The organism is Acuticoccus sp., from assembly GCF_965213555.1.
In the GTDB taxonomy this organism is placed as follows: Bacteria; Pseudomonadota; Alphaproteobacteria; order Rhizobiales; family Amorphaceae; genus Acuticoccus.
On the sequence record NZ_OZ243890.1, the window covers coordinates 97,879 to 119,529 of the forward strand.

Annotated in this window: 21 protein-coding genes; 6 read left to right on the forward strand and 15 right to left on the reverse strand. The window is 70.0% G+C overall.

Annotation, left to right across the window (positions count from 1 at the left end):
• Positions 1 to 58 precede the first annotated feature (58 nt).
• On the forward strand, positions 59 to 631 hold the full coding sequence (locus ACOOE8_RS00700; RefSeq protein ID WP_420391231.1) for a TRAP transporter small permease subunit: 573 nt from the start codon (positions 59 to 61) through the stop codon (positions 629 to 631).
• Positions 628 to 1,944 carry a TRAP transporter large permease gene (locus ACOOE8_RS00705; RefSeq protein WP_420391230.1) on the forward strand — a complete coding sequence of 439 codons (1,317 nt, stop codon included), beginning with the start codon at positions 628 to 630 and terminating at the stop codon, positions 1,942 to 1,944. The genes ACOOE8_RS00700 and ACOOE8_RS00705 overlap by 4 nt, the downstream gene beginning before the upstream one ends.
• Here the strand turns inward: ACOOE8_RS00705 and ACOOE8_RS00710 are convergent.
• The 3 genes from ACOOE8_RS00710 to ACOOE8_RS00720 all read right to left on the reverse strand — a co-directional run bounded on the left by ACOOE8_RS00710 (position 1,889) and on the right by ACOOE8_RS00720 (position 4,579).
• Positions 1,889 to 3,016 carry an AbrB family transcriptional regulator gene (locus tag ACOOE8_RS00710; protein WP_420393005.1) on the reverse strand — a complete coding sequence of 376 codons (1,128 nt, stop codon included), beginning with the start codon at positions 3,014 to 3,016 and terminating at the stop codon, positions 1,889 to 1,891. The two genes, ACOOE8_RS00705 and ACOOE8_RS00710, sit on opposite strands and share 56 nt — an antisense overlap.
• Positions 3,017 to 3,227: 211 nt before the next feature.
• Positions 3,228 to 3,887, reverse strand: a complete 660-nt coding sequence (locus ACOOE8_RS00715) for a 3-oxoacid CoA-transferase subunit B (RefSeq protein WP_420391228.1) — start codon at positions 3,885 to 3,887, stop codon at positions 3,228 to 3,230.
• Positions 3,884 to 4,579, reverse strand: coding sequence for a 3-oxoacid CoA-transferase subunit A (locus ACOOE8_RS00720; RefSeq protein WP_420393006.1), 696 nt, complete (start codon positions 4,577 to 4,579; stop codon positions 3,884 to 3,886). Before ACOOE8_RS00720 ends, ACOOE8_RS00715 begins: the two co-directional genes overlap by 4 nt.
• A 206-nt stretch (positions 4,580 to 4,785) precedes the next feature.
• Here ACOOE8_RS00720 and ACOOE8_RS00725 point away from each other — a divergent pair, with 206 nt between their 5' ends.
• Positions 4,786 to 6,450, forward strand: coding sequence for an AMP-binding protein (locus tag ACOOE8_RS00725; protein ID WP_420393007.1), 1,665 nt, complete (start codon positions 4,786 to 4,788; stop codon positions 6,448 to 6,450).
• 2 nt (positions 6,451 to 6,452) lie between these two features.
• Here the strand turns inward: ACOOE8_RS00725 and ACOOE8_RS00730 are convergent, their stop codons facing one another.
• Complete coding sequence (locus tag ACOOE8_RS00730; RefSeq protein ID WP_420393008.1) at positions 6,453 to 7,463, reverse strand: NAD(P)H-dependent flavin oxidoreductase; 1,011 nt, start codon at positions 7,461 to 7,463, stop codon at positions 6,453 to 6,455.
• 118 nt (positions 7,464 to 7,581) lie between these two features.
• The gene (locus ACOOE8_RS00735; RefSeq protein ID WP_420393009.1) at positions 7,582 to 7,959 is read right to left on the reverse strand and encodes an AtuA-related protein; all 378 of its coding nucleotides are present in this window, start codon (positions 7,957 to 7,959) and stop codon (positions 7,582 to 7,584) included.
• A gap of 67 nt (positions 7,960 to 8,026) precedes the next feature.
• On the opposite strand from ACOOE8_RS00735, the gene ACOOE8_RS00740 reads away from it, so the two are divergent.
• Positions 8,027 to 9,385, forward strand: coding sequence for an acyclic terpene utilization AtuA family protein (locus ACOOE8_RS00740; RefSeq protein ID WP_420393010.1), 1,359 nt, complete (start codon positions 8,027 to 8,029; stop codon positions 9,383 to 9,385).
• 10 nt (positions 9,386 to 9,395) lie between these two features.
• On the opposite strand, the gene ACOOE8_RS00745 is transcribed toward ACOOE8_RS00740, so the two are convergent.
• The 4 genes from ACOOE8_RS00745 to ACOOE8_RS00760 all read right to left on the reverse strand — a co-directional run bounded on the left by ACOOE8_RS00745 (position 9,396) and on the right by ACOOE8_RS00760 (position 13,801).
• Positions 9,396 to 10,394 carry a glycosyltransferase family 4 protein gene (locus tag ACOOE8_RS00745; protein ID WP_420393011.1) on the reverse strand — a complete coding sequence of 333 codons (999 nt, stop codon included), beginning with the start codon at positions 10,392 to 10,394 and terminating at the stop codon, positions 9,396 to 9,398.
• 428 nt (positions 10,395 to 10,822) lie between these two features.
• Positions 10,823 to 11,842, reverse strand: coding sequence for a cyclase family protein (locus ACOOE8_RS00750; RefSeq protein WP_420393012.1), 1,020 nt, complete (start codon positions 11,840 to 11,842; stop codon positions 10,823 to 10,825).
• Between the two features lie 11 nt (positions 11,843 to 11,853).
• The gene (locus tag ACOOE8_RS00755; protein ID WP_420393013.1) at positions 11,854 to 12,915 is read right to left on the reverse strand and encodes an NAD-dependent epimerase/dehydratase family protein; all 1,062 of its coding nucleotides are present in this window, start codon (positions 12,913 to 12,915) and stop codon (positions 11,854 to 11,856) included.
• Between the two features lie 19 nt (positions 12,916 to 12,934).
• A complete protein-coding gene (locus ACOOE8_RS00760) occupies positions 12,935 to 13,801 on the reverse strand; it encodes a MaoC/PaaZ C-terminal domain-containing protein (RefSeq protein WP_420391220.1) in 867 nt (288 codons plus the stop codon).
• Between the two features lie 164 nt (positions 13,802 to 13,965).
• Between ACOOE8_RS00760 and ACOOE8_RS00765 the strand changes: the two genes are divergently transcribed.
• Positions 13,966 to 15,126 (forward strand): CaiB/BaiF CoA transferase family protein, encoded by a 1,161-nt coding sequence (locus tag ACOOE8_RS00765; RefSeq protein ID WP_420393014.1) that lies wholly within the window; start codon positions 13,966 to 13,968, stop codon positions 15,124 to 15,126.
• A 31-nt stretch (positions 15,127 to 15,157) separates the two neighbouring features.
• Entirely contained in the window at positions 15,158 to 15,958 is an 801-nt protein-coding gene (locus tag ACOOE8_RS00770; RefSeq protein ID WP_420393015.1) for an SDR family NAD(P)-dependent oxidoreductase, read from the forward strand.
• A 7-nt stretch (positions 15,959 to 15,965) separates the two neighbouring features.
• Here ACOOE8_RS00770 and ACOOE8_RS00775 read toward each other — a convergent pair whose 3' ends face one another.
• From ACOOE8_RS00775 to ACOOE8_RS00800, 6 genes are all read right to left on the reverse strand, one after another.
• Positions 15,966 to 16,679, reverse strand: coding sequence for an ABC transporter ATP-binding protein (locus ACOOE8_RS00775; protein WP_420393016.1), 714 nt, complete (start codon positions 16,677 to 16,679; stop codon positions 15,966 to 15,968).
• Positions 16,676 to 17,440, reverse strand: a complete 765-nt coding sequence (locus ACOOE8_RS00780) for an ABC transporter ATP-binding protein (RefSeq protein ID WP_420393017.1) — start codon at positions 17,438 to 17,440, stop codon at positions 16,676 to 16,678. Before ACOOE8_RS00780 ends, ACOOE8_RS00775 begins: the two co-directional genes overlap by 4 nt.
• 5 nt (positions 17,441 to 17,445) lie before the next feature.
• On the reverse strand, positions 17,446 to 18,477 hold the full coding sequence (locus ACOOE8_RS00785; RefSeq protein ID WP_420393018.1) for a branched-chain amino acid ABC transporter permease: 1,032 nt from the start codon (positions 18,475 to 18,477) through the stop codon (positions 17,446 to 17,448).
• The gene (locus ACOOE8_RS00790; protein ID WP_420393019.1) at positions 18,474 to 19,382 is read right to left on the reverse strand and encodes a branched-chain amino acid ABC transporter permease; all 909 of its coding nucleotides are present in this window, start codon (positions 19,380 to 19,382) and stop codon (positions 18,474 to 18,476) included. The genes ACOOE8_RS00785 and ACOOE8_RS00790 overlap by 4 nt, the downstream gene beginning before the upstream one ends.
• 69 nt (positions 19,383 to 19,451) lie before the next feature.
• Positions 19,452 to 20,711 carry an ABC transporter substrate-binding protein gene (locus tag ACOOE8_RS00795; RefSeq protein ID WP_420393020.1) on the reverse strand — a complete coding sequence of 420 codons (1,260 nt, stop codon included), beginning with the start codon at positions 20,709 to 20,711 and terminating at the stop codon, positions 19,452 to 19,454.
• Between the two features lie 120 nt (positions 20,712 to 20,831).
• Positions 20,832 to 21,626, reverse strand: coding sequence for an alpha/beta fold hydrolase (locus tag ACOOE8_RS00800; RefSeq protein WP_420393021.1), 795 nt, complete (start codon positions 21,624 to 21,626; stop codon positions 20,832 to 20,834).
• Between the last annotated feature and the right edge of the window lie 25 nt (positions 21,627 to 21,651).

Here is a 21,651-nt window from a genome sequence, read left to right on the forward strand (position 1 = left end):
TCGTCGATGCCCGCGTCCCGGTGGCCCTTGCTGCCGTACGCCTGCCATGGGGCCTGACGTGTTCGCGATCGCACGCTTCATCACTTCCACGAACCGCTTCATCGGCAAGGTGCTCGCCTGGCTGATCATCCCGCTGTTCGCCTTCCTGTTCGCCGACGTGGTCATGCGCTACTTCGTCGGCAGTCCGGCGATCTGGACCAGCGAGCTCGCCACGCTGATGTTCGGCGGCTATGCGATCCTGGCGGGCGGCTATCTGATGGCCGAGCGCGGCCACGTGAACGTCGACATCATCTACGGCCGCTTCTCCCGGCGTCGTAAGGCGATGGTCGACGTGGCGACCAGCTTCCTGTTCTTCCTCTTCATGATCGTCCTCCTCTGGCAGGGTTGGTCGCTCGCCGCCGACTCCATCGAGCGGTGGGAGCGCACGATGAGCGCGTGGAAGGGACCCGTCTGGCCGGTCAAGGCCGCGATCCCCGTCGCCGCCGCGCTCCTCCTCGCCCAGGGCATCGTGCGCGTCTGGGCGGACGTGCGCGTCCTCCTCGGACTGCCGGTGCCTGAGGACGTGTTCGGCAAGCAGCCCGACGAGGAGATGATCCGCGACAAGGCCGCCCGCGGCGAGATCCAGGAATGAGCGCCGAGCTCCTCACGGTCCTGTTCTTCGGGTCGCTCGTCTTCTTCCTGCTCATCGGCACGCCGTTGACCTTCGTCCTCGGCGGCATCTCGGTCATCTTCCTGTTCTTCGAGATGGGCTCGGTCGGCTTCTACATCGTTGCCTCGAAGATGTGGGACGCGATGAGTAGCTTCACCCTCGTCGCGATCCCCCTGTTCGTGTTCATGGCGATGCTGCTCGAACGCTCGGGCGTCGCACGCGACCTCTACAACATGATGCATGTGTGGTTCGGCGGGCTGCGCGGCGGGCTCGCGATCGGCACCGTGGCGATCTGCGCGATCTTCGCCGCCATGTGCGGCATCTCCGGCGCCGCGGTCGTCACCATGGGTACCATCGCGCTGCCGGCGATGCTCCAGCGCGGCTACGACAAGCAGCTCGCCATTGGTGCGATCAACGTCGGCGGTGGGTGGGGCATCCTCATCCCGCCGTCGATCCTCATGGTGCTCTACGCGCTCCTGTCGGAGGTCTCGGTGGGGCGCCTGTTCGCCGCCGGGATCGGGCCCGGCATCCTGCTGTTCGTCCTCGTGTCGATCTACATCGGCGTGCGCTGCTGGATCCAGCCGCACCTCGGCCCCGCCCTGCCCCTCGAGGAGCGCGGCGGCTGGCGCGCCAAGCTCGTGTCGCTGCGCGCCGTCATCCTGCCGATCTTCATCGTCTTCATCGTGCTCGGCGCGATCTTCGGCGGCTACGCCACGCCGACGGAGGCGGCGGCCATCGGCGTGTTCGGCGCGCTCCTCGCGAGCCTCGTCAACGGCGCGCTGAACCTGAAGAACATCCAGGATTCGGCCATCGCGACGTTGAAGCTCACCGCGATGGTGATGTGGATCCTGTTCGCGGCGCACGCCTTCTCCACCGCTTACACGGCGCTCGGCGCGCAGGAGCTCATCTCCGGTGCCATGAGCTACCTGCCCGGCGGCGCCTACGGCTCCCTCGCGTTCATGCTCGTGCTCCTGTTCTTCCTCGGCATGGTGCTCGATCCGCTCGGCATCATGCTCATCACCCTGCCGGTGTTCCTGCCGATCATCTCGGCGGCCGGGTTCGATCCGATCTGGTTCGGCATCCTCTTCGTCATCATGATGGAGATCGGCTACATGACACCGCCGTTCGGCTTCAACCTGTTCTACCTGAAGGCCGTCGCTCCGCCGGAGGTGACGATGGGGGACATCTACAAGTCCGTCGCGCCCTACGTGATCGTGACGATCGTGGGGCTGCTCATCATCATTGCCTTCCCGGAGGTGGCGCTGACCCTGCCGAGCCTGTTCTTCGACCGGTAGCGTCGGCGCCGGCAACGCGACGGGCGAACATCTTGGCGATGGAGACCGACAAAATGATGCGCACCACGTGGTGCGCCGTTACGTAGACCACGCTCATCTCGAGCGAGACGGCGACGAGCGCCATCTCCGCGAGGCCGCCCGGCGCGAACGCGAGGGTGACAGCCTCCGTGGGCTGGCCCACCGCGCCGTGAAGGACGAGCGCCAGCACGACGGCGAACACCATCGTGCCGAGGATGTTGATGAAGGCAAGGTGCAGGGCGCGCCACACCAGCGACAGCTCCATGCCGACGAAGCGCGTGCCGAGGCTGACGCCGACGACGAGCTGGGTGACCTCGATCAGCCAGCTCGGCGGCACGGTCTGGATGAGCCCCAACAGGTGCGCGACCCCGCTCATCAGGATCGGACCGGTGATGACGTAGGCGGGCATCCCGATCCAGCGTCCGCCGAAGAAGCCGGCGGCTCCCAGCACGAAGAGGAACGCGGCGTCGAAAGCGTCCGGGCGGTCAAGCTTCGACAGCACCGCGCCGGAGGACGAACCGACGGGACCCCCTTCCAAGAGTGAGAAGGCGAGGGGCACGAGGAGGATCGTGAGGATCAGCCGCAGGAACTGGAGCATGGCGAGCATCGCCGGGTCCGCGCCGGCCTCCTCGCCCATGGCGATCACCTCGATGAGGCCACCGGGGACCGCGGCGTAGTACGCCGTGCGCGGCTCGAGCCGGCCGAGGCGCTTGTACTCCTGGTAGCCGAGCCAGTGGACGACCGGGACGTAGACGAACACCGCGAGGAGCGTCGGCCACCAACTTGCAAGGTCCGCGAGGATCGCCGGGGTGAACGCGCCTCCGATGGACACGCCGATGATGGGCAGGAAGACCAGTCGCAGCCACATCGGGATCTTCGGCGGACCGCCGTAGGCGCGCAGTCCGAGGATCGCGAAGGTGCCGACGCTGACCACAGAGCCCAGCAGCATCGGCAGTGGCGCGCCGATCCACTTGGCGACCAACCCGCCGGCGATGCCGATCGCAAAGGTCGCCAGCGTGACGAGGGGCTGCAGCTCTTCTCCGGCAAGGCGCATGGGGGGGTCCGGTCGGGTGCGGGGGTGCCGGGTCCGCGAGCGATGATCGCTTGCCCGGCGAAGGAACAGCATAGAAGGGCACGCGCGATCTGAACATCGGTTGCAGCCGGACGTCCCCGCCCGGCGGCGCGTCGACGCCCCCATCCCGCCCCGAGCGGTCCCTCCCTCAGCGCGTCACGATGGATCGCCTCTACCTAGGGAGGCAGAACGCTTAGGCGGCGCTACGCGCAACGCTTCGGGCGAACGTGAGTGGCGCGCCCGTGCGGGCAGCGAGCTCGTCCGCGGTGAGGTCGCCCAGGATCTCCTCCACGAGGAGGCCGTCGTCCGTCACCACCAGCACCGCGAGGTCGGTGTAGATGCGCTTGACGCACCCCTGGGCGGTCAGCGGGTACGTGCAGCGCTCCAGGATGCGCGGCGCGCCGTCGCTGGCCGTGTGGTTCATCATCACCCAGATGCGCTTGGCACCCACCGCGAGGTCCATCGCGCCGCCGATGGCTGGGATGAGGTCGCCGTGGTCACGCGACCAGTTGGCGAGGTCCCCGTTCGCCGCGACCTGGTAGGCGCCCAGCACACACAGGTCGAGGTGCCCGCCACGCACGATGGCGAACGACAGGGCATGGTCGAAGAAGCTCGCACCCTTGACCCTGGTGATCGGCTTCTTCCCGGCGTTGATGAGGTTGGGATCCTCCGCGCCGGCGGGCGGCGTCGGTCCCATGCCGAGGATGCCGTTCTCCGAGTGCAGAACTACCTCGCGGCCGGCGAGCTGGTCGCCGACGTGCTCGGGCATGCCGATCCCAAGGTTCACGTGCCAGCCGTCCTCGACGTCCTGCGCCAGGCGCCGCGCGATGCCATCGCGGGTCATCGGTGTCATGCGGCGGGCCTCCAGCGTGCCTCGGTGATCGGTTGCGTGGTGATGATGGCGTCGACGAAGATGCCCGGGGTCACCACGCGCTCGGGATCGAGCTCGCCGAGCGGCACGATCTCATCCACCTCGACGACGGTGCGCCGCCCCGCAGTCGCCATGATCGGGCCGAAGTTGCGCGCGGTCTGGTCGTAGGTGAGGTTGCCCCAGCGGTCGCCCTGCCGTGCCTTGACGAGGGCGACGTCGGCGGGCAGCGCGAGCTCGAGCACGTGGCCTCGCCCGCCGAACTCGCGTGTCTCCTTGCCCTCGGCGACGGCCGTCCCGTAGCCGGTGGGCGTGTAAAATGCCGGGATGCCCGCACCGGCCGCCCTGATGCGCTCGGCGAGCGTGCCTTGGGGCACCACCTCGACCACGAGGTCGCCGGCACGCACCTGCGACTCGACGATCGCGCCGAGCGCGCCGCGCGGGAACGAGCACGTCAGCCGCGCGACCCGGCCATGGAGGAACAGCGGGGCGAGGCCGACCTCTCCCTCGCCGGGGTTGTTGGAGATGACGTGGAGGTCCTTGACGCCCATCGCGAGCACGGTCGCGAGCAGCGTGTTGGGCCGTCCCGCCTCGCCGAAGCCCGACACCGCGATGCTCGCACCGTCCGCAAGGCCGCTCAACGCGGCCTGGGCGTCCTCGCACCTGCGGTCGAGCATCCTTCCTCCTCGCGCAAATGTCGCCCTGCGCGCGAACCCTCGTTGACCTGTCATACAACCCTTCCTAGCGTCGCTGTCAAACCGCGGGCAGGCCGGTCGCCGCACCGCGGGCGAACATGGGAGGCGCCGGTGACCCGACCCTGTGTGGGTGCGTGCCCCTTCGACGCTGCGCGTCGATCGGCCGGTTTGGCTCGGGGAGCTGGCCGTTGAGCGGGCATTCGCGTCCGTGGAGCGCGCTGCTGCCACAGGGTGTGCCGCACGACTTCGACCCCGAGCCGAGCACGTTGACCGCCATGCTCGCGGACGCGGTGCTGCGCCACGCGGCGCAACCGGCAGTCGAGTACTACGGCGAGACCGTCACGTTCGAGGCGCTCGGCCAACGCGTCGCGGCCGCTGCCGTCGCGCTGCGCTCGGCCGGGCTGCGCCGCGGCGAGCGCGTGGCGCTCTACCTGCCGAACACGCCGTTCCATCCGGTATGGTTCTTCGCGGTGCTCGCAGCGGGCGGCGTGGTCACCCACTTCAGCCCGCTCGACGCCCCGCGCGAGCTCCAGCACAAGGCTGCCGACAGCGGCGCGCGGCTCGCCATCACGCTGTCGACGCCGCTGTTCGCCGAGCGCGCGCTGGCGCTGAAGGCGGCCGGCGCGATGGACGAGGTCGTGCTGTGCGACGACCCGATCTCGCTGCGGGCCGACGACCCCGTGTTCGGCGACGGCGTGCGCGCCCACGAGTTCGTGGCGCCCCACGCCGGCGCGGCCCCCGATCCCGCCCCCGTGGCGCCGTCCGACCTCGCACTGCTGCAATACACCGGCGGCACCACGGGGGTGCCCAAGGCGGCGATGCTGTCCCATCGCAACCTCACCGCCGCTGTCGCCATGTACCGCGCGTGGTTCGACAACTCCCCCTCGACGGCAGGCGACACCGTCACGCTCACCTACTCGCCGCTGTTCCACATCATGGGGCTGACGACGAACCTCCTGCGCCGCGTCGACGAGGGCGGCTGCGTCGTCCTGCGCCAGCGCTTCGACGCGGCGGAGGCTGTCGACACCATCGAGCGGCTGAAGGTGACCTCATTCGGAGGCGTGCCGACCCTGTGGATCGCGCTGACCCAGCTCCCGAACATCGAGGCCCGGGACCTGTCGAGCCTACGCTACGTCGCGTCCGGCGGCGCGCCGCTGTCGGTCGAGCTGTTCCGCCGCGTGCGCTCCCTCACCGGCCTGGCGCTGCGCGGGGGCTGGGGGATGACCGAGACGTCGCCCGCGGGCACCATCGTCCCGGACGCGCTGCCGGAGGACAAGCTCGGCACCATCGGCATTCCGCTGCCCGGCATCGACCTAAGGATCGTCGCCCTCGACGAGCCTTCCCGTGCGCTTCCCGCCGGCGAGGTCGGCGAGATCGCGATCCGCGGCGCCAACGTCACCGAGGGGTACTGGCAGCGACCCGAGGAGACCGCCGCGGCGTTCGCCGACGGCTGGCTGCTTACCGGCGACATCGGGTCAATGGACGAGGAGGGGTACTTCTACATCGTCGACCGCAAGAAGGACCTGATCGTCTCCTCGGGCTTCAACGTCTATCCCCTCGTCATCGAGAACGCGATCGCTGAGCACCCGTCGGTCGACGAGGTCATCGTCATCGGCGTGCCGGACGACTACCGCGGCGAGGCGGCCAAGGCGTTCATCGTGCGCCGTGCCGGGACATCAAGCTTCACGCTGGACGAGCTGGCCGAGTTCCTCGCCGAACGCATCGGCCGCCACGAGGTGCCGCGCGAGATCCAGTTCCGCGAGGAGCTGCCTCGCACCGCCGTGGGCAAGCCGTCGCGCCGGACGCTGCGCGACGAGGAGCTCGCCCGGTCGAAGGTCGCCTCGCCTGCGTAGCCTTACGCGCTGACCGCGAACTCGCGACGCGCCGGTGCGGCGGGCTGGGAGAAGAGGCGAGCGCGAGCCGCCTCGTACTCGGTGGCGAGCCGCTCGACGAGCTCGGCCGCGGGCACCACCTTCTCGATGACGCCGATGCCCTGCCCGGAGCCCCAGATCTCCTTCCAGCTCTTCGGCTTGGACGAGCCGGAGGAGAAGTTCATCTTCGAGGGGTCGCTGCGCGGCAGGTCCTCCGGGTCCATGCCCGCCGCGGCGATGGACGGCTTCAGGTAGTTGCCCCAGACGCCGGTGAAGAGGTCGGAGTAGACGATGTCGTTGGCGCCGCCCTCGACGATCATCCTTTTGTAGGCCTCGACCGCGTTCGCTTCTTGGGTGGCGATGAACGCCGTGCCGATGTAGGCCGCGTCCGCTCCCATGGCGACCGCGGCGAGGACCGCGTCGCCCCGCGCGATGGCGCCGGACAGGGCGATGGGCCCATCGAACCAGCGGCGGATCTCCTGGACCAGGGCGAACGGCGACAGCGCGCCGGCGTGCCCGCCCGCGCCGGCGGCCACGGCGATCAGCCCGTCGGCGCCCTTCTCGATGGCCTTGCGGGCGAAGCGGTCGTTGATGACGTCGTGCAGCACGATGCCGCCGCACGAGTGCGCCGCCTCGTTCACCTCCACCCGCGCGCCGAGGGAGGTGATCCACACCGGCACCTTCCACTTGGCGCAGATCTCGAGGTCGCGCTCGAGGCGCTGGTTGGTGCGGTGGACGATCTGGTTGACGGCGTAGGGCGCGGCCGGACGGTCAGGGTTCGCCTGGTTGTAGCGGTCGAGCTCCTCGGTGATGCGCTTCAGCCAGGCCTCCAGCATGATCGGCTCGCCGTCCCCCTCGCGCGCGTTGAGCGCCGGGAACGAGCCGATGATGCCCGCCTTGCACTGGGCGACGACGAGGTCCGGGTTCGAGATGATGAACAGGGGCGCCCCGATGACGGGGATCCGGAGCGAGGGGATGATGTCGCGGAATGTCACGGTGCGTTTCCTCACGTCGGGGCGGGCGGGCGCTGCGTGGCCCTTCTGGACCGGCGGAGCATCGTGCGCCGGAGTAGGAATCACAAGTGGCGTGGCACGCATTCGATGCCGCGCCCCTTCAGCCACCGGACGGCAGGAGCCGTTCCGGCACGTCGATCTCCATGGCGAGAAGGCGGAACGAGCCGGTCTTGCCGTGGGTGTCGAGCGCGAGCGCGGCGTTGACGCCGCCCTCCAGCGCGTCGTCGATGACGAAGTTCATGGCATGGAGCTTCGGCAGCACGTAGCGGTGGACCACCGACGCCCCGCGATGGCGGAAGAGTTCGTGCACGCGCGCCTCGGTCACCTCGGCGAGCAGCGTCGGCCACAGCGCCGGGTCGTAGGCGATGAGGCTGATGTTCTGCCGGTTCCCCTTGTCACCCGATCGCGCGTGGGCGATGCGGTGGAGCGGCACGCGCACGCTTGCCTCGCCCGGGGGAGCTTCGTGAGCCTCGTCCATCGTGCTTGCCCTTCGCTCCGCGCGAGGGAACACTAGCGGGACGATGGCCGCCGACGGAAGACCCCCCATGACCTACCGCATCGGCTCAGGAGCGGGCTTCTCCGGCGACCGCGTGGACGCCGCCGGTCCCGTCGTGGCGGAGATCGCGCGGCACGGACGCGGCGGGGCGATCCTGTTCGAAACCATCGGCGAGCGCACCCTTGCGCTGGGCACGTTGGCCCGCCGCCAAGACCCCGGCGCCGGGTACGAGCCCCTCCTCGCGCAGTTCCTGGCGCCGATCCTGGCGCCGTGCGCCGAGGCCGGCATCGTCATCGTCGGCAACTTCGGCTGCGCCAACCCGCCGGCGGCGGCGGACCTCATCGCGCGGCTCGCCGCCGACGCCGGCGTCGCGCCGACGATCGCCGTCGTCGAGGGGGACGACGTCGTGGGCGCCATCGACCTTGCGCAGCATGAGGTGTGGGAGGGGGAGCGCGCGTTACCGCCGGTGGACGCGGCGCCGGTCTCGGCCAACGCCTACATCGGCGCACGGCCCATCGCGGACGCCATCCTCGCCGGGGCGACCATCGTGGTGACGGGGCGCGTCGCCGACCCGGCCCTCGCGCTGGGGCCGCTGGTCGCCCACTTCGGCTGGGCGTGGGACGACCTCGACCGCATCGCCGCCGGCACCCTCGTGGGCCACCTCCTCGAGTGCGGCGCGCAGGTCACCGGCGGCTACTTCGCCGACCCCGGCGTCAAGGACGTGCCCTCGCCCGAGGCCATCGGCTTCCCCATCGCCGAGGCCGAGGCGGACGGGACGTTCGTCGTCACCAAGCCGTCCGGCACCGGCGGGTGCGTCGACCGGCGTACGGTCACCGAACAGCTGCTCTATGAGATCCACGATCCGGCGGCCTACCTCACGCCGGACGTGACGCTCAACATCACCGGGGTGGAGCTCGCCGACGACGGCCCGGACCGCATCGCGGTGCGCGGCGCCCGCGGACACCCGGCTCCCGAGCTCCTGAAAGCGACCGTCGGGTTCGCCGGGGACTGGCTCGGCGAGGCGGAGATCTCCTACGCTGGCCCCAACGCTCGCGCTCGCGGTGAGCTCGCCGCCGAGACGCTGCGCGCCCGCCTCGCGCTGCGCGGGCTCGACCTCATGCACAGGATCGACCTCATCGGCGTCTCGAGCGCGTTCGACAGCGACGCAGGCGCGCTATGGAAGGACGCATCCTGGCCGGCGGCCGAGGACGTGCGCGTGAGGCTCGCCGTGCGCGACGGCGACCGACCCCGCGTCGAGGCCGCGCTGCAAGAGGTGACGGCGCTCTACTGCTGCGGCCCGGCCGGGGGCGGCGGCGTGCGCACCCGGGTCGTGCCACGCATCGAGACCCGCTCGGCGCTCGTGCCCCGCAACCTCGCCGCGCCGCGGTTTACCATCCGCGGCGCGTGATGCCGCCCACTCAGGCGTCCAGCACCATGCCCGGGCTTCCGGCGGCGCTAAGATCGACCTCGGCGAACCCGCCGGCGAGCCCGCGGCCCATCGCATGGGCGCGCACGTAGGTGTCGTCCCAGAACGCGTTCGCCAACTCCGGATCGAAGAGGTCCAGCGCGGTCTGCCTTGCGGCGGCTGCCATGCGCCTGTAGCCGGCGTCGTCGGCGGCCGCGGCGGCCAGCCGCTCGATGGAGCGTTGCGCCAGCGCTTCGACCGCACTCCTGTGCGCGACCTCGAACTCGGTGGAGTCCCGCCTCGGGTGACCCAGCCACTCCCACTCGCCGGACTTCTTCGTCGGCAGGTCGAGGAGGATGCTGTTGCCGCCGTCGACCAGGAACTCCGGCAGCGCTCCCTGCGTGGTGGCGAGCACGGGGACCCCGGCCGCCAGCGCCTCGATCGCCGAGAAGCCGAAGGTGTCCCCGAACGTCGGCAGGAGGACGACGTGCGCCGACTCCATCAGGGACAGGACGACGTCGTTGGGGCAAGCGCCGTGGCAGCGGACGTTGGGAAGCGACCTCAGCTTCCAGTAGTCCGTGTAGTAGTCCGGGTTCGTGGGATCGGTCCACGAGATCGCGCCGACCTGATAGTCAGACACGATGTCGAGCGTGATCGGCAGCCCCCGCTCGTGGGCGAGCTCGGCGATGCGCAGGGCCACGCATCCGCCCTTGCGCGCGAAGTGGCTGCCCACGAACAGGAGACGCAGGCCCGCGGTCGTGCTCGGCTTCGGCGGGATGGTCGGCGCAACGGAGCGCACGGAGGGCAAGCGCACCACGACCTTCGACTGCAGGGTCCTCGCCTCGTCGTCGGTGCAGTGCCGCAGATCGTGAAGGAAGTTGTTCTTGGCGAACTCTGAGATGGCGACGATGCTGCGACAGCGCTGGCTCGCGAGCGTCCGGATCATCCAGCGATAGGGCCGGCTCTTCTTGGTCCCGAACGCCCGCGGAAGGTGGGACTCGAACCCGATCACGAAGGGCTTCGTCCCGATGGGGATGCGATTGAAGGCGTGCACCAGGTCGATGCGTTTGCCCGTAGGCGGGAAGACGGTAAGGCCTTCGATGCGCCGATCGATGCGGCAGAACGGAACGAACGGTTTGCGGATAACCTCGTGCCGAGAGCGACGAGGCCCGCTGAACGTCCAGCCATACCGGGTCGGCGCAAGGATGCGCAGCCGTGCGCGGTCGTCCGAACCGGACGACGAAAACAGGTTCATCATGGGGATGCAGCACTTGCGTAAGTATCAGGTGGATGCCCCACCCGCGGCACCATACGCAACAGCACTGATGCTTCGACATAACTGCATCATTTAGGCCCGGTCAACTAAAACGTGAGACAAAAATATGGTTGAAAGACCTTCTTTTGGCGTGTAATCGGCCCACGCCTCGCCTCGGCGTCGGGTCAGACCGTCGCGACGGGCGTCGTCGGCGAGCCGACGGCGCGGGGCAGACGCAGCGGGGGCGCGGTGAGGAGGAAGCCGGTGCGGCCGGCGCCGCGCAGCCACGCCGCGACTTCTGAGAAGTACCAGAGCTCGCCGAGGTGCAGTCCGAGCTTGAACAGGCAGTGCTCGTGGAGCGGCAGCCCGGCGTAGCGCTCCCCCTCCCCCGGCTCGGCGGGGTAGCCCTCCACCGCGAAGTTGTCGGCGCACAGCGCGGCGATGCCGCTGTCGGTGATCCAGTTCAACAGGCGCGCGTCGCGCCCGTTGAGCACCGCGCAGGAGGAGTGCAGCGTCTCGGGGTCCGGCGACCGCTCCATCGACAAGACGACGTCCGCGAAGCCCGTGTAGAGGCACAGGATGTCGCCCGGCTCCACCGCCGCGCCCTGCGCGTCCATGGTGCGCATCAGGTCGTCGTAGGCGATCAGCGCCCGGGTGCGGCCGTGCTCGCGTTCGAGGTCGACGAGGACGCCCCGCGTCTGAACCGCCGTCACGGCGAGGTTCTCGATGCCGAGGCGGTCGGCGCCGGCCTCGCGCACGCCGCCCGGTGCGACGATGTCGGTCCCCGCGCGGAACCCGTTGTAGTACACGATCTCCGCCTCGCCATCGCCGTCGGCGTCGAAGCGCGAGCCGACGTGGGCGAGGCTGTCCCACTGGGTCGAGTACTGGGTGAAGAGCGTCACCGCGTCGTCGCAGATGGCGTCGGAGAACGCGCCGCAGACGTGGCTCATCTCGAAGTGGTAGTTGGTCCGCCCTGCCCGCTCGGCGATGTGGAACTTCGGCGGATGGCGGTGACGCACGAGCGCGTTGCCGCCGGGGTAGTCGAGCGGCAGGCTGAGGCAGAAGGCGATGCCCTCCGTCACCTCGCGCACGCCGCGCAGCCGCGACTCGCGCGTGACGAGGTTCATGCGCCCCACCTGATCGTCGGGTCCGTAGTCGCCCCAGTTGGAGCCCTCCGGACGCCTCGTCCAGCGCGCCTCGCCCATGCCGTCCTCCCTCATCGCGGCGGGATGATGCGCCGCTCCTGCAGCGCAGCGATGAGCTCGCGCAGCATGATTTCGGTGTCGATGCACTCGTGGAAGCCGGCCTGCCGCAGCTTGATGGTGGACACCAGCGCCGGCTGCGGTGGGCGCGACGCGCCGGTGGCGAACGCGAAGTCGGCATAAAGGTGCGAGGCGCCGAGGAGGGCTGGGAGCGACGTCGGCTCAAGGTTGTGGCGGGCGACCACGCGCTCCCAGACGTCGGCCTTCTCGGGCAGGGACGCGAGGGAGTGACGCTCGGGCTGCCCGGGCTCGACGCCGAGCGCGTCGGCGATCGCCGGCCACACGTTGTGCCAGACGAAGACGTCACCGTTGGTGATGTTGAACGTCTGGTTCGCGGCCGCCCCCGCCCCCGACGCCCAGGCGAGCGCGCGACCCAGGAGGCGGGCGTCGGTCGCCTCGAGCACGTAGGGCGGACCGCCGGGGAAGGAGAACGGCCGCCCCTCCTCGCGCCGGATCGCGGCGTAGGCGCCCAACGCGGGAACGAGGTTCATGGCGACGCCGACGGTCTCGCCGAACACCACCTGCGGCCGCCAGATGGTGAACGCGAAGCCGTGCTCGGCGGCGCGCTCGCGCAGGAGGTCCTCCTGCAGCCAGTAGAAGTTGTCGTGCGCGTGGCGCGGTGCGCCCTCCCGCGCCGGGACCGCGATGGGCCGCAGGTGGACACCGTAGGCCTTCGTCCCCTGCATGAGGCTCACGTGGGCGAGCGCGCCGCGGCCGGCGACGGCGGTGAGGAGCGCGTCCAGCATCGCGCGGTTGGTCGCCATCTGGTCGGGATCGCGCCAGCCAGCGACGAGGTCGGGCTTCTCGTAGAGCGCGGCGTAGACGAGGTGGGTGACCGGAGGCAGCCCGGCGACCGCCGCGAGCACCGCATCGGCGTCGGTGAGGTCGACGGCGACGTGGCGCACGCCGTCCGCTGCCCGCGGCGGCCGGCGCGACACCGCGATGACCGGCTCGCAGCGCGCCGCGAACGCCAGCGTCGCCGCCTCGCCGACGAGCCCGGACGCGCCGGCGACCATCACGCACCCTGCCACGGCCTCAGTGCACCGCGTCGTATTCGAAACGTCCGTTGGCGAGCACCGTCACCTCGCGCTCGGCGACCCGCGCGACGTAGCTCGCGACGCCCGGCTCCTCACGCCACATGTCGACGGTGATCGCGTCGCCCGGATAGACCGGGGAAGAGAAGCGCCCGTCCTGCCCGCGCACGCGCTCCGGCTCGTTGTCGCACAACGCCTGCATCAGCCCGCGGCAGGCGATGCCGAACGTGGCGAGGCCGTGCAGGATCGGCTTCGGAAAGCCCGCGCGCTTGGCAACCTCGGGGTCGGCGTGGAGCGGGTTGTAGTCGCCCGACAGGCGGTAGATCAGCGCCAGCCCGTCCGCCGTCGGCAGCGTGACGCTCTCGTCCGGCGGGCGGTTCGGGATCGGCTGCGGCACATGATCGGACTCGCGTTTGCCGCCGAACCCGCCAGCGCCGCGGCAGAAGCCGGTCTGCCGGATGGTCGCCACCGTCTCCCCGCTCGCCTCGTCGACGATGGCGCGCTCGGAGATGACGAGCGCCCCCTTCTCCCCCTTGTCGACGAGGTCGACCACCCGCGTCTGCCCGGAGAGCGTCCCCTCGGTCGGCAGGGGCCGCAGGATGCGCACCGACTGCTCGCCGTGCACGACCTTGACCCAGTCGATCCCCGTGTCGAGGTCGCGGATCCAGAAGCCCGGATAGGCGAGCACGTTCGCCATCGCAGGGACCGCCTTCAGCTTGGTCTCGTCGACGAACTTCAGCTCCTCCTCGTCGAGCGGGTTCGCGCCGTAGCCGAGGCCGAGCGCGTAGATGATCGTGTCGCGCCAGGTGAGCGTGTGACGGACCTCGGGGATGTGGAGGTTGAGGAGCTTGTCGGGATCGAGTGGCATGGCCCCTCCGCGGGCTGTTGGAGGATTGGGATGGTGGCCGATGAGGCACCGTTGGCACAAGGGTGCCGCACAATCCTTCGCGTGCGGCGAAGGTTTGCCTTAGGAGCGGGCGATCGGCACCATACGCGCGCCCGGCGGGCGGGCGGCATCGAAGGCGGAGCGTCATGACCCCACTCGACGGCATCAAGGTCCTCGACCTGTCGCGCATCCTCGCAGGCCCCTCCTGCGCACAGACGCTCGCCGACCTCGGCGCCGAGGTCTGGAAGATCGAGGCGCCCGGCCACGGCGACGACACGCGCACCTGGATGCCGCCGGAGATCGAGGGCGAGTCCACCTACTACATGTGCGCGAACCGCTCGAAGAAGTCCGCCATCGTCGACCTCAAGGACCCGGAGGGGCTGCGGTCCGTGCTCGCCCTCGCGGCGGAGGCGGACGTCCTCGTGGAGAACTTCCGCCTTGGCGTGCTCGACCGCATCGGGCTCGGCTACGAGGCGGTCGCCAAGGTCAACCCGCGGCTGATCTACTGCTCGGTGTCGGGCTACGGGCGGACGGGGCCGCGGGCCGCGGAGCCGGGCTACGACTTCGTGATCCAGGCCGAGAGCGGCATCATGGCGATCACCGGCCAACGCGGCGGCCAGCCCATCAAGGTGGGCGTCGCGGTGGGCGACCTTATCGGCGGGATGCACGCGGTGCAGGGCATCCTCGCCGCGCTGATCGCCCGCGGCCGGACCGGGCGCGGCCAGCACGTCGACATCTCGCTCCTCGACTGCGCCATCGCGACGCTCGCCAACGTCGCGACGGGGCACCTCCAGACCGGGTGCGGCTACGAGCGGATCGGCAACGCGCACCCTACCGTGGTGCCGTACCAGACGTTCGATACCTCCGACGGCGTACTGGTGCTCGCCGTCGGCAACGACACGCAGTTCGCCAAGCTGTGCCAGCGCGTGATCGATCAGCCTGCGCTGGCACAGGACCCGCGCTACGTGAAGAACCGCGACCGGGTGTTGAACCGCGACGCGCTGGTCCCGACGCTGGCGGCGATCTTCCTCGGCAAGTCGACCGCCGAGTGGATCGCCTCGCTGAAGTCGGCGGGCGTGCCGGCCGGCGAGGTGCGCACGGTGGACGAGGTGCTGTCCTCCCGCGAGGTCGTCGAGCGGCAGATGGTGGTGGAGGTGCCCGACGCCAAGCACGGGACGCTCCGCCTGCTCGGCTCGCCGCTCAAGCTGTCGGACACGCCGGTGCGCCACCCGACGACGCCACCGCGGCACGGCGAGCACACCGCCGAGGTGCTCGCTCGCGGGGCTTCGCAGAAGATCGCGAGCTGACCCACCGATGGCGCAGCACGGACCGGAGGCGATGTCGGACACAGGTTCGGCCGCCCGCTTCGACGGCCGCGTCGCCGTGGTGACCGGCGGGGCGAGCGGCATCGGCGAGGCCTGCGCGAGGCTCCTTGCCACGCGTGGGGCGCGCGTCGTCGTCGCCGACCGGAACGGCGACGCGGCCGACCGCGTGGCCGCGGAGCTCGGCGGGCACGCCTTCGCCGTCGACGTGCGCGACGCCGACGCGATCACCGCGTTCGCTGCGCAGGTCGAAGCGGACGTCGGTCCCGTCGCCGCGCTCGTCACCTCCGCCGGCATCGTCCAGGCGCCGCTGCCGCCGGAAGAGCTGCCGCTGGCGCTCTACGACGACGTCGTCGCCATCAACCTGCGCGGCACCTACCTCACGCTGGTGGCGTTCGCGAAGGCGATGCTGCGCCGACGCGCGGGCGCGATGGTGACGATCAGCTCGGTGACGGCCGAGCGCTCGGTCCCCCTCCACGCCTACGCACCGACGAAGGCAGCGGTGAGCAACCTCACCATGGGGCTCGCCGGCGAGTGGGGGCGCAGCGGCATCCGCGTCAACTCGGTCGAGCCGGGCTACACGCTGACGCCGGCGCTGCAGCACCAGATCGACTTGGGCCACCGCGAGCCCGCGCTGCTCGAGGCGAACTCCACGCTCGGCCGCATGGTGCTGCCGCAGGACGTGGCCAACGCCGTCGCGTTCCTCCTGTCGGACGAGGCGGCGGCGATCACCGGCGTCAACCTGCCCGTGGACGCCGGCTTCTTCTGCGCCGGCTCCTGGGCACCCTACGGTGGCGTCCGGCCCGCGCGCGGGTAAGCTGCGGTCAGATGGCGAGGTAGCGCGAGGTCACCTCGGGGTCCGCACGCAGCGCCTCGATGGTGTTCGCATAGACGATGTGGCCCTTGTCGATCACGGCGGCGGCCTCCGCGAGGCCGAGGCAGAAGTGCATGTTCTGCTCGGCGAGCACGATGGTCACCCCCGTTTCGCGCAGCGCACGGATGAGCCGTCCGATCTCCTGGACGATGATGGGGGCAAGCCCCTCCGAGGGCTCGTCGAGGAGGAGGACGTCCGGGTTCCCCATCAACGTGCGCGCGATGGTGAGGAGCTGCTGCTCGCCGCCCGAAAGGAGCCCTGCGCGCCTCGTCTTCAGCTCAGCGAGCAGGGGGAAGCTCTCCCACACCCTCTCCGGCGTCCACCCCCGCACGCCGTCGATGCCGGGCTTGGCAGCGATCGTAAGGTTCTCCTCCACGGTGTGGTGAGGGAACACCTGGCGATCCTCGGGCACGTAGCCGACGCCGTGGCGGGCGATGACGTGGGGCGCGCGTCCGGCGACGTCCTTCCCGTGGACCGCGACGCGTCCACTCCTCGGCGGCGCGATCCCGCAGATCGCCTTCATGGTGGTGGACTTGCCCGCTCCGTTGCGACCGAGGAGCGCCAGCGTGCGGCCGCGTTGCACGGTGAGGTCGACGCCGAACAGGATCTTCGAGGCACCGTAGTAGACGTCGATCTGTTCGACGCTGAGGACGACGTCGCTCACGCGCCCGCCTCCTCGCGCGCCTCGTGGGCGACCCCGAGGTAGGCCTCGATGACCTCAGGGTGGCCGCGGATCTCATCGGGCGTGCCGGAGGCGAGCACCTTGCCGTAGCGCAGGACGTCGATGCGCTCGGCGAAGTCGAACACGATGTCGATGTCGTGCTCGATGAAGATCAGCGTCATGTGCTGGAGGGTCCAGAGGCGCCGCACGGTCTCCATCATCGCCCATCGCTCGTCGGGGCCCATGCCTGCGGTGGGCTCGTCGAGGAGCAGGACCTTGGGGTCGAGGGCGAGCGCCAGCCCGACGTCGAGGAGCTTCTGGTCACCGTGGGAGATCGTGCGCGAGGAGCGCTTGGCCACCGACCCCATGCCCAGGAGCTCGATGAGCTCGCCGGCGCGGCGCCGCGCCGGCTCGGGCGGGAAGGCGGACAGCATCCGCTCGTTGGACTTCTGGTGCGCCGCCACCGCCGCGATGAGCTGCTCCTCCACGGTGAGTGAGGGGAAGATCGAGGCGACCTGGAACGCACGGCCGATGCCTCGCGCAACGATGGCGGCGGGCGCGAGGCCCGCGATGTCCTGCCCCTCCAGGAGGATGCGCCCGCTCGTCGGCGCGAGGTGGCCCGTCATCAGGTTGAACAGCGTCGTCTTGCCCGCCCCGTTCGGGCCGATGATCGCGCTCAGCGAGCGCGGCGCGAAGTTGAGCGACACGTGGTCCGTGGCGACGACGCCGCCGAACGCCTTGACGAGGTCCCTGAGCTCGAGCAACCGCCCTACTCCGCCGCCGCGCGCTTGGCGAGGGCGCCCGACTGGGCGGACTGCTCGGCGCGCTCGCGTCGCCGCTCGGCGATGTCGAACACGAAGTCGAGCACCCCGCGCCTGAGGCCCAGCACGACGACGAGGATGGCGATGCCGGTCACGAGCTCGGTGTACTCGGTGTAGGCGAGCACGAGGTCGTTGATGATGCGCAGGAGCAGCGCGCCGAGCAGCGGACCGAAGAAGGCGTTGATGCCCCCGAGCATGATCATGAAGATCGCCTCGCCGGACTGGGCCCAGAACGCCCACTCCGGGTACGCGCCGGAGGTGAACAGCGCCAGCATGATCCCCCCGACGCCGGCGACCGACGCCGCGACGACGAACGAGATGACCTTGGCTCGCAGGACGTTGACGCCGAGGAACGCGGCGCGCCGCGGGTTGTCCCGGATCATGCGCAGCGTGTAGCCGAACGGGCTCGCGACCACGACGCGCAGGAGGAGGATGCACAGCACGAACACGACCGCGCAGAACGCGTAGCGGTGCCGCGGGTCGCCAAGATCGATGCCGAGGAAGGGCGGACGCGGGATGCCGCCCATCAGGCCCTGGTCGCCGCCGGTGAGGTCCACCCACGACAGGATGACGCTGTACAGCAGCATCTGGAACGCGAGCGTCAGGAACGCGAAGTAGATCTCCGACAGCCGCGCGCAGATGAGGCCGACGACCAGCGCGTAAAGCGCCGTGATCGCGATGGCGAGCACGAAGGCGAGCGGCAGCGCGGCGGCGCCGAGCGGCTCGCGGAAGCCCTCCGCCTGGAGGAGGAGGCCGAACGCGTAGCCGCCCAGTGCGAAGAACGCCGCGTGCCCGAACGAGACGAGCCCCGTGTAGCCGATCAACAGGTTGAGGCTCATGGCGAGGAGCCCGTAGGCGAACAGCGAGGTCAGGAAGTCCCGCGCCCACCCGCTCGTCGGCATGAGCCCGGCGAGGAGCAGGACGACGATGGCCGCCACCGCGATCGCGATGTCGCGACGGAAGTCGACGACGAGGCTCACCGCACCTCTCCGCGCCCGAGCAGCCCTTGGGGCCGCACGATGAGCACGAGGGCCATGATCATGAACATCGCCCCGTCCACGAACAGCGGGAAGCCGATGCCACCGATGGAGCGCACGAGCCCGAGGATGAGCGCAGCGAGGAAGGCGCCGACGATGGAGCCCATCCCGCCGATGACGGTGACGATGAAGCTCTCGATGAGGATGCCGATGCCCATCCCCGGCGTCAGCGAGCGGACCGGCGCTGCGAGCGCCCCGGCGATGCCGGCGAGCGCGCAGCCGAAGCCGAACAGCAGCGCGAAGTAGAGCGGAACGTTGATCCCGAGCACCGAGACCATGGTCTGGTTGTGCGCCGCGGCCCGCACGACCTTGCCGAACCGCGTTCGCTCGATGATGAGGACGCTCGCGATGGCGATGACCACGGTGACCGCCACCATGAACACGTAGAACGGCGGCACGAAGCCGCCGCCGACGCGCAGCGGCGGCACGCGGAAGACCTCCGGGATGCCCATGGAGAGGTACTCAGCGCCGTAGACGATCTTCACGACGTCGTCCATGATGAGGATGAACGCGTAGCAGACCAGGAGCTGCATCAAGACGTTTTCGCCGTAGACCCGGCTGATGATGAGGCGCTCGAACAGGACGCCAAACACCGCCGCACCCAGCGCGCCGACGATCGCCGACACGAAGTAGCTGCCGGTCACCGCGTATGCGGTGTAGGCGAAGTACGCGCCGAGCATGTAGAACGTGCCGTGCGCGAAGTTGATGACGCCGAGGACGCCGAAGATCAGCGTCACGCCCGAGGCGACCAGGAAGAGCAGCATGCCGATGATGAGCCCGCTCGAGAGCTGGTTCACCAGGCAGGCGGACGATGAGAAGCACGTCGCGAGGGCGTCGACGTTGATCATGAATGGTTCCGGGGCCTAGGGCAGCGGACGGACGGGGCCGTGGCCCCGTCCTCGGTGACGGCGCACGGGCTAGAGGTAGCCGTTGCGCTCCTTCCACTCTTGCTCCTGCGCGTAGATCTCATCCCACGCGCTGACCTTGAAGTCCTCGATGAAGGGCTCGGTCGGCAGCGTCTTGCCGTAGCCCACCACGTAGTCGACGACGGTGTTGTCCGCCTCGCGCATCGTCAGCGTGCCGTTGACGCCGAAGGGCGAGTCCATCGTACGGCCACGCGTCGCCTCGGCCAGCGTCTCTGCATCGGTGTCGCCGCCGGTCTCCTTCAGCGCGGCGATGATGAACTGCATCGCGGCGTAGTTCTCCCACGACCAGTTCGTCGGCAGGACGTTCGAGTTCTCACGGAACCTCCTGTTGAACTCCTCGTTCGCCTCGGTGTCCGGGACGTCCTTGTGGTAACGGCCGCCGGAGTTGATCCCTGCCGGAAGGTTGTTGATCGCCTCGATGATCGGGTAGTCGCCGAGGTTCACCGCGAACGTCTCGAACTGGTCGAACAGCCCGTAAAGGCTCGCCTGGTCGAAGAACGCGACGACGTCGCCGCCCCACAGGCAGGAGTACAGCGCCTGGGGCGAGGCGTTGAGCAGCGCGGTGATGTTCTCCGTGTAGTCCGGCTGGAAGAGCTTGGGCCACGTCTCGACGCTCACCGTCACGTCCGGGGCGTAACGCTTGACGTACTCCATGAACTCCTTGGTGTTGGAGCGACCGTAGGCGTAGTCCGGCGAGCAGGTCGCCCAGCGCTCCAGGCCCTTGGTCTTGGCGATCTCCGCCGCGTAGAGCCCGCCGCCGATGGCGTCGTGGATGCCCTGCCGGGCGGAGCGGAACGCCCAGGGGATCTGGTTCTGCGGCGCCGCCGTCAGCTCCGACGTCTCAGAGACCGAGTGCACGCAGTACACCTTGATCTCGCGTACGACCTCGTTGACCGCGAAGGTCGCACCGGAGGCCTCGGCGTTCAGGATGAGCGCGCAGCCCTCGTTGTTGACGAGGTCGCGGGTGATGCGCGCCGCCTCGTCGGGCTTGCCGGCGCTGTCGCGCGAGACGACCTCGAGCATGCGTCCGTCGATGCCGCCGGCCTCGTTGACCTCCTTGATGGCAAGGTTCACCGCCGCGATGGAGCTTTCGCCGAGGATCGCGACGCGGCCGGAGAAGATCGACGGCATGCCGATGCGGATGGTCCCGCCCTGCGCTCGTAGGATCGGTGGCGCGGCGAGCACTGCCGCGCCCGCGGTCGCCCCTGCGATGACGGCACGGCGGCTTACGCCGGCTCTGATCTGGCCCATGGATCCTCCCGAGGGTTTATTTTGCGACGATCCTGGACGGCGCACCTTCCAGGGTCAAACGGAATGATCGCGACCGAGCAACGATGCTTCGTCGCGCTTGCAGGGACCGACGGCCTCTGCCTAGGGCGTCCACCAGCTGCGCAGCGCGTCGGCGAACTCGGTGGGTCGGGTCTGCGGGTAGAAGTGCCCCCCGCCGGAGAGGGCATGGAGGTCGCACGGCGCGGCCGCAGCGAGCTCGCGCTGCAGGAACATCGGGACGATCATGTCGTCCGACGCGCCGATGACGAGACGGGGAATGGAAATCTCGTGCGTCCAGGGACGGGAGTCGAAGGCCAGCAGCGCGGCGATGCGCTCGGCCACCACGCGCTGCGCGGCCTCCCCGACCGGGGCGGCTGCCATCGCATCCTCGACGATGCGGAAGTCCTCGAGGTCCTCCGGCGGATGCCCGCTAAGGTGCGTCAGCGCCGCGTAGTGCCGTGGGGAGGCACCGAGCAACGCAAGCCGACCCTCGAACTGCACTTCCATGTAACGGTTGGGGCCGAGCCACGTGCCGCTGAGCACGAGGCGCTCGACGCGGTCCGGCGCCTGGCGCGCCATCTCCTGCACGATGCAGCCGCCCGTGGAGTGGCCGACGCAGGTGGCACGACGGCTGCCACACGCGTCCATGACCGCGAGGGCATCGCGCGCCAGCTCCTCGATGGTCGTCGCCGCCTCGCCGCGGGTGCTGGCTCCGATCCCGCGCTGGTCGAAGCGGATCGCGCGGTGCTCCGACGCGATCTCCCCGACGAGCGGCGCCCAGAAGGCCGCCGACCCACCGAGCCCGCTCATCAGGACGACGTCGGGGCCGCTCCCGTCGACCTCGACGTGGAGCGCAGCCCCGTCCGCAAGGTCGACCGTCAGGGGCGAGGTGGTCATCGGCGGCGTCCTCCAGTCACCAACG